This is a genomic window from Kitasatospora sp. NPDC059827, from assembly GCF_042731675.1.
In the GTDB taxonomy this organism is placed as follows: domain Bacteria; phylum Actinomycetota; class Actinomycetes; order Streptomycetales; family Streptomycetaceae; genus Kitasatospora.
On sequence record NZ_JBHWIV010000074.1, the window covers coordinates 35,661 to 42,221 of the forward strand.

General features: G+C 71.7%; 5 protein-coding genes. 4 read left to right on the top strand and 1 reads right to left on the bottom strand.

What is annotated here, in order from left to right; all coding sequences use genetic code 11:
- Positions 1–51: 51 nt before the first annotated feature.
- Positions 52–1,110 carry an ABC transporter substrate-binding protein gene (locus ACFV8H_RS32470; RefSeq protein ID WP_380407129.1) on the bottom strand — a complete coding sequence of 353 codons (1,059 nt, stop codon included), beginning with the start codon at positions 1,108–1,110 and terminating at the stop codon, positions 52–54.
- A 427-nt stretch (positions 1,111–1,537) separates the two neighbouring features.
- Between ACFV8H_RS32470 and ACFV8H_RS32475 the strand changes: the two genes are divergently transcribed.
- The 4 genes from ACFV8H_RS32475 (at position 1,538) to ACFV8H_RS32490 (ending at position 6,218) form a co-directional block, all read left to right on the top strand.
- Entirely contained in the window at positions 1,538–3,001 is a 1,464-nt protein-coding gene (locus tag ACFV8H_RS32475; protein WP_380407115.1) for an APC family permease, read from the top strand.
- A 320-nt stretch (positions 3,002–3,321) separates the two neighbouring features.
- A complete protein-coding gene (gene trpS / locus ACFV8H_RS32480; RefSeq protein WP_380407131.1) occupies positions 3,322–4,362 on the top strand; it encodes a tryptophan--tRNA ligase in 1,041 nt (346 codons plus the stop codon).
- Positions 4,363–4,505: 143 nt separating this feature from the next.
- Positions 4,506–5,504 (top strand): LD-carboxypeptidase, encoded by a 999-nt coding sequence (locus ACFV8H_RS32485; protein WP_380407117.1) that lies wholly within the window; start codon positions 4,506–4,508, stop codon positions 5,502–5,504.
- Between the two features lie 39 nt (positions 5,505–5,543).
- Positions 5,544–6,218: a nucleoside/nucleotide kinase family protein gene (locus ACFV8H_RS32490; RefSeq protein ID WP_380407119.1), complete on the top strand. Its 675-nt coding sequence runs from the start codon at positions 5,544–5,546 to the stop codon at positions 6,216–6,218.
- Positions 6,219–6,561: the final 343 nt, after the last annotated feature.

Here is a 6,561-nt window from a genome sequence, read left to right on the forward strand (position 1 = left end):
CACGCCGTGACAACCGGGCGATCAGTGGCGGCTCCTACCGGGCGTATCGGCTCAACTCCCGGACGCGACGAAGCCCTTGAGGTCGGAGAGCACCGCGTTGGCCGCCGTCACGCCGAGCCCGAGGAACCAGGTCTCGTCCGAAACCGGCCGCGCCTGACCGGACTTGACCGCCCCGAGGGTCTTCCAGAGCGCCCCGCCCAGCACCGCGTCCTGGTTGGTCGAACTGGGGCTGCCGTACACGCCGTAGAAGATCCAGTCGGAGTCGGCCTTGTCGATCTGCTCCGGGCTGACCTCCACCGCGAGTTCCTTGACCTGCTCGATCGCGGGCTGCGGCAGCGGCACGTCGGTGAGGATGGTGCCGATGAACGAGAGTTCGGCGTAGAGCCTGGTCCGGCCGGGCATGAAGCGCAGCGGCGTGATGGTGGGCCGCTTGCCGCCGAGTGCGGCGCCGATCGCGGTGGCGGCGGCCTGGTAGGCGTCGAGCTGCGCCTGGGCCTCCGCCTGCAGGCCGAAGGGGCTGGCGTTGAGCAGGAAGTTCTGCTTCCACGGGTAGCCGGGGCGCAGTGAGAAGACGGTCGGCGCGATCTTCGACAGCTGGGCGTACTGGTCCTGGGCGCGCAGCTGGCTGCCGAGGATCAGGTCGGGCTTGAGCGCCGCGATCGCCTCCAGGTTGAGGCTGTTGATGGTGCCGACGGCGGCCGGGTTGCCGGCCTTGTCCTTGAGGTAGGAGGGCAGCGACTTGGAACCGTCGGTGTGGACGACCCCGACCGGCTGGATGCCGAGCGAGACGACGTTGTCGAGCTCGCCGGTGTCCAGCACCACGACCCGGGTGGGCCTGGCGGGGATGACGGTCTCGCCCATGGCGTGCTTGACGGTGCGCGGGTAGACGCCGGGGGCGGCGTCGGTCCCGAAGCCCTTCATCTTCTCGATGACACTGGCGTAGTCGTCGCCGCCCTGCTTCACCGACTTCTGGTCCGGCGAACCGCCGCTGCCCGGCTTCGCGCCACTGCCGCCCCCGGACCCGCCGGATCCGCCGGAGCCGCCCGAGCCGCCCGAGCTGCCGCAGGCGGCGAGGAGCCCGCCGAGGCCGAGCACGGCGGCGCCGGTCACTCCGGCGGTGAGGAAGCGGCGCCGGCTGGGGGTGCGGGCGCCGAGGGCGGGGACGAGGGTGGGGGCCAGCTTCGGGTCGTCGGAGTCGGGGGCCACGCGACGCTCCTTCACGGTCGGGACCGGACGGTCGAGGTTAGGTGAGGCAAACCTATCCCGTTGCCGGGCGCACCCTCCGCGCGGGGGTGCTCACCGAGGGGCAAAAGGTCATCATCAGTGCACAAAATCACCAAGAGTTGGTCTATTCAACCTTCTTCACGCGGCTTAGAGTGCGCTGGTGTTTGATCAGCAGCTCTCAGAGCACACAAGCAGCGGCCGGGCAACGGCGCCCGGTGCTCCGCAGGGTGCCCCGGTCAGTGGCACCAGTGGTGGCGTTCCCGAACCGGGGACGGCTGGGGGAGCGGGGGACAAGGGTCTACGGGGCAACTCGGTGGGCCTGCTGGGCAGCGTGGTGCTGGGCGTCTCGACCGTCGCCCCGGTGTACTGCCTGACCGCGACGCTCGGACCGACGGTCACCGCGGTCGGCGTCCAGATGCCGGCCGTGTTCCTGGCCGGCTTCCTGCCGATGCTGCTCGTCGCGTTCGCGTACAAGGAGCTGAACAAGGACTTCCCGGACTGCGGTACGTCCTTCACCTGGACGGTCAGGGCCTTCGGCCCCCGGGTCGGCTGGATGGCCGGCTGGGGACTGACCGTCGCCACCATCATCGTGCTCTCCAACCTGGCCGGCGTGGCGACGGAGTTCCTCTACCTGATGATCGGTGAGATGACCGGCAGCAGCTGGATCGCCGGGCTCGACCAGAACAAGGCCGTCCATCTGCTCACGGTGGTGCTGCTCATCGCCGGCGCCACCGCGATGAGCTACCGGGGGATGACGGCCACCAAGTGGTTCCAGTACGGCCTGGTCGGCCTCCAGCTGGCCGTGCTGCTGCTCTTCTCGGCCATCGCCATCGGCAAGGCCGCCGCCGGGGACCTGCCCGACTCGATCGGCTTCTCGTTCTCCTGGCTCAACCCGCTCCAGGTCGGCTCGTTCAGCGCGTTCACCGCCGGCCTGTCACTGTCCATCTTCATGTACTGGGGCTGGGACACCTGCCTCACCATGAACGAGGAGACCCTCGGCAGCGCCAAGACCCCGGGCCGGGCCGCGATGGTCTCCATGGTCACCCTGGTCGGCTCGTACCTGCTGGTCGCGGTCTCCGCCCAGATGTTCGCCGGCGTCGGCAGCACCGGCGACGGCCTCGGCAACCCGGCCACGACCGACAACGTCTTCGCCGCGCTCGCCCGCCCGGTGCTCGGCTCGCCGTGGAGCATCCTGCTGTTCCTGGCCGTCGTCGCCAGCGCCGCCGCGAGCCTGCAGACCACCTTCATCCCGGTGGCCCGCACCCTGCTCGCGATGAGCGCCTACCGCGCCGTGCCGCCGCGCTTCGGCACCGTCCACCCGCGTTTCCGCACGCCCGGCCACGCCACCGTCGCGGCCGGCCTCGCCACCGCCGTCTTCTATGTCGGCATGAGCCTGATCAGCGAGAACGTCGTCCAGGACACCATCCTGGCGCTCGGTCTGATGATCTGCTTCTACTACGCGCTGACCGCCTTCTCCTGCGTCCGGTACTTCCGCCACTCGCTCCGCGACAGCCCGCGCGACCTGCTGCTCAAGGGCGTCGCCCCGCTGCTCGGCGGCCTGCTGCTGAGCGCCGTCCTCCTCCAGACCCTGACCGACGCCTGGTCCCCCGACTACGGCAGCGGCGCGGTGTTCGGCATCGGCTCGGTGTTCGTGATCGGCGTCGGCATCCTGCTGCTCGGCGCCGCGCTGATGACCTGGTACGGCCGGATCCGCCCGGAGTTCTTCCGCGGCGAGACGCTGCGCCAGGACACCCGGGCCCTGGTCGTGGAGGACTGACGCCGGTCCATGGTGTCGGGGATCGGTGCAGGGGACCGGTGCAGGGGACTGGTGCAGGGGATCTGAACCGGGTGACCTGTGCAGGGGACCGGCGCTATCGTTGGAGCCGTGAAGCGCTTCGTGGGCCTGTGCTGGTGGCCGTCCTAGGACGGCCACCCCACTCGCCTGACCACAGGGCCGTCCGGGATGGACGGCCCTGTCGCGTTTTCCCCACGGGACGGGCCCCTCGCCCCGGACGGCCGCCACCACCGCCGTACCGAGGGAGAAACCCGATGACCACCGCCGCCGCCGCCACCACCACTGGCGCCGCCACCACGGCCATGACCGCCGACACGTCCGACCTCACCGCCCAGGACCGGATCGACGACCCGTCCTCCCACCGGGTCCTCACCGGCGACCGCCCCACCGGCCCACTCCACCTCGGCCACTACTTCGGCACCCTGCAGAACCGGGTCCGGCTGCAGGACCAGGGCGTCGAGATGTTCGTCCTGGTCGCCGACTACCAGGTCATCACCGACCGCGACATCGCCGACCGGCTCGCCGAACACACCGAGAACCTCGTCCTCGACTACCTCGCCGCCGGCCTCGACCCCGAACGGGCCACGATCTTCGCCCACAGCGCCGTTCCCGCCCTCAACCAGCTGCTGCTGCCCTTCCTCAGCCTGGTGAGCGTCGCCGAACTCAGCCGCAACCCCACCGTCAAGGACGAGATCGCCCACTCCAGCCAGGCCGCCGTGAACGGGCTGATGTTCACCTACCCCGTCCACCAGGCCGCGGACATCCTGTTCTGCAAGGCCGACCTCGTCCCGGTCGGCCAGGACCAGCTGCCCCACCTCGAAGTCGCCCGCACCGTCGCCCGCCGCTTCAACGAGCGCTACCCGCACGCCGACGGCAGCGCCGTGTTCCCCCGCCCCCGGGCGCTGCTCTCCGACGCCCCGATGCTGCTCGGCACCGACGGCGGCAAGATGAGCAAGAGCCGCGGCAACGCCGTCGCCCTCGGCGCCGACGAGGACGCCACCGCCCGGATCATCCGCGGCGCGAAGACCGACGCCGACCGCCGCATCGGCTACGACCCGGTCGGCCGCCCCGAGGTGTCCGGCCTCGTCCTGCTCGCGGCGCTCTGCCAGGACCGCGACCCGGAGGCGATCGCCGAGGAGGTCGGCGACGGCGGCGCGGCCGCCCTCAAGCGCACGGTCATCGAGTCCGTCAACGAGTACTTCCGTCCGCTGCGCGCCCGCCGCGCCGAGCTCGCCGCCGACCGCGGCCACCTGCGGCAGGTCCTGCGCGAGGGCGCCGAACGGGCCAACGCCGTCGCCGACGCCACTCTCGCCGAGGTGCGGGAGGTGATGGGCGCGATCTGAAAGGCCCTCAAGCCGGCCGGCGCCCCACCGCGGGCCCGTCCACGGACATCGGCCGGTCGACCGGCGGGCATATCGTCACCGGGCGGCCTCGACCACACCCCGAGGCCGCCCACAGCCCGCCCCTTCCCCGAAAGGTCCGGTCCATGGACCAGCAACCGACCACGCCCGGCCAGGGACTGACCCGCCCGCCGCAGCTGCGCCCCGGCGACCACATCGCCGTCGTCGCCCCCAGCGGCCCGATCGACGCCGGGCGCCTCACCGCCGGCTGCGAGATCCTCCGCTCCTGGGGCCTGCGGGTCACCGTCGCCCCGCACGTCCTCGACACCCACCCCACCCTCGGCTACCTGGCCGGTACCGACGCCGACCGCGCCGCCGACCTCCAGGACGCGTGGCTGGACCCCGACGTCGACGCCGTCATCTGCGCCCGGGGCGGCTACGGCGTCCACCGCATCGTCGACCTGCTCGACTGGACCGCCCTGCGCGCCGTCCGCCCCAAGCCCCTCATCGGGTTCAGCGACGTCAGCTCCCTGCACGAGGCCTTCGCCCAGCGCCTCGGCCTCGCCACCCTGTACGGGCCGATGGCCGCCGCCGCCTCCTTCGTCGAGGACGGCCCCACCGCCGAACACCTGCGCCGGACCCTCTTCGACCCGGCCACCACCACCGTCCTCACCTCGCCCACCGCCGGCCCGCTCGTCCCCGGCCGCGCCCGGGGGGTCACCGCCGGAGGCTGCCTCCACGTACTCGTCGCCGAACGCGGCACGCCCGCCGCCCGCCCCTCCTACGCGGGCCGCATCCTCGTCCTCGAAGACGTCAACGAGCACCAGTACCAGCTCGACCGGCTGCTCACCCAGCTCCTGCGCTCCGGCGCCCTCGACGGCGTGGCCGGCATAGCCCTCGGCTCCTGGGAGGGCTGCGGGCGGCCCGAACGGGTCCGGGACGTGATGATCGACCGCCTCGGCGGCCTCGGCGTGCCCGTGCTCTGGGAGCTGGGTTTCGGCCACTGCCCGTCCACCCTGACCGTCCCGCTCGGCGTCCCCGCCCTGCTCGACGCGGACGCCGGCACGCTCACCCTGGAGCTGCCCGCCCTCGCCCCCACCGCCACTCCCGACGCCGCAACCAGCTCCGCCTCCGGTCCCGCCTGAGCCGACCGTCGGCCCCGGGCCGGTGAGTAGGGTGCGGCCATGAACGAGGACCGCCTCACCGCCCTTGCCCTCGGACTCCTCCGCGGCCCGGGCAGCAACGCCCGCACGATCCTCGGACTTGTCGGCCCGCCCGCAGCCGGCAAGTCCACCCTCGCCCGGCACCTGGTCGCCGAGGTCGAACGCGCCGAGGGCCCCGGCACCGCCGCGTACCTCCCGCTGGACGGCTTCCACCTCTCCACGGCCCAGCTCGACCGCCTCGGACTGACCCACCGCAAGGGCGCCCCGGCCACCTTCGACGCCCACGGCTACGTCGCCCTGCTGCGCAGGGTCGCGGCCGACCGGTTCCAGGACATTTACGTCCCCGACTTCGACCGCACCCTGGACGAACCGGTCGCGGCCCGCCACGTCGTCCGCCCGCACACCCGTCTGGTCATCACCGAGGGCAACTACCTCGCTGCCGCGGACGCCCCGTGGCCGGAGGCCCGCCGGCTGCTGCGCGAACTCTGGTACGTCGACACCGACGACACCGTCCGCGAGGAGCGGCTGCTCCGCCGCCACCGCGACGGTGGCCGGGACGAGGCCACCGCCCTGCGCTGGGTCACCGGCAACGACCACCCCAACGGCGAGTACGTGAAGCAGGGCCGGGCGCTCTGCACCCGGACGGTCCCCGGAGCCCGTTTGCTCCCGACGCCGGAGAGGGGTAGTGTTTCCTAGTCGCTCGGCAGGGAGCACCGGACACGCATCGGCGCGGACGGTCCCGGAGCGGCCAATCCCTTGAATCACCACTTCCGGTTCGTGCCGGTCGTTTCGCTTTTTCGCGTCTCGGCTCGGTGCTTATTCGGTGTGCGCTGTTTATCGGATTGCGGCCGGATTCGCTTTTCGGAGCGGGGATCGGCTAGAGTTTGAAACGTCGGACGGGGCGTCAAGCCGCAGAAGACACCAGCGAGTTGGATGACGAAGCCCCGGAAAACGGAGCGGAAAACATCTGATAAGCTTGAAACACGAAAGAACGAAGCGCCCGGAGGGCCCGCTGGAAGGCGGTCCGAAGGAAGCGTCC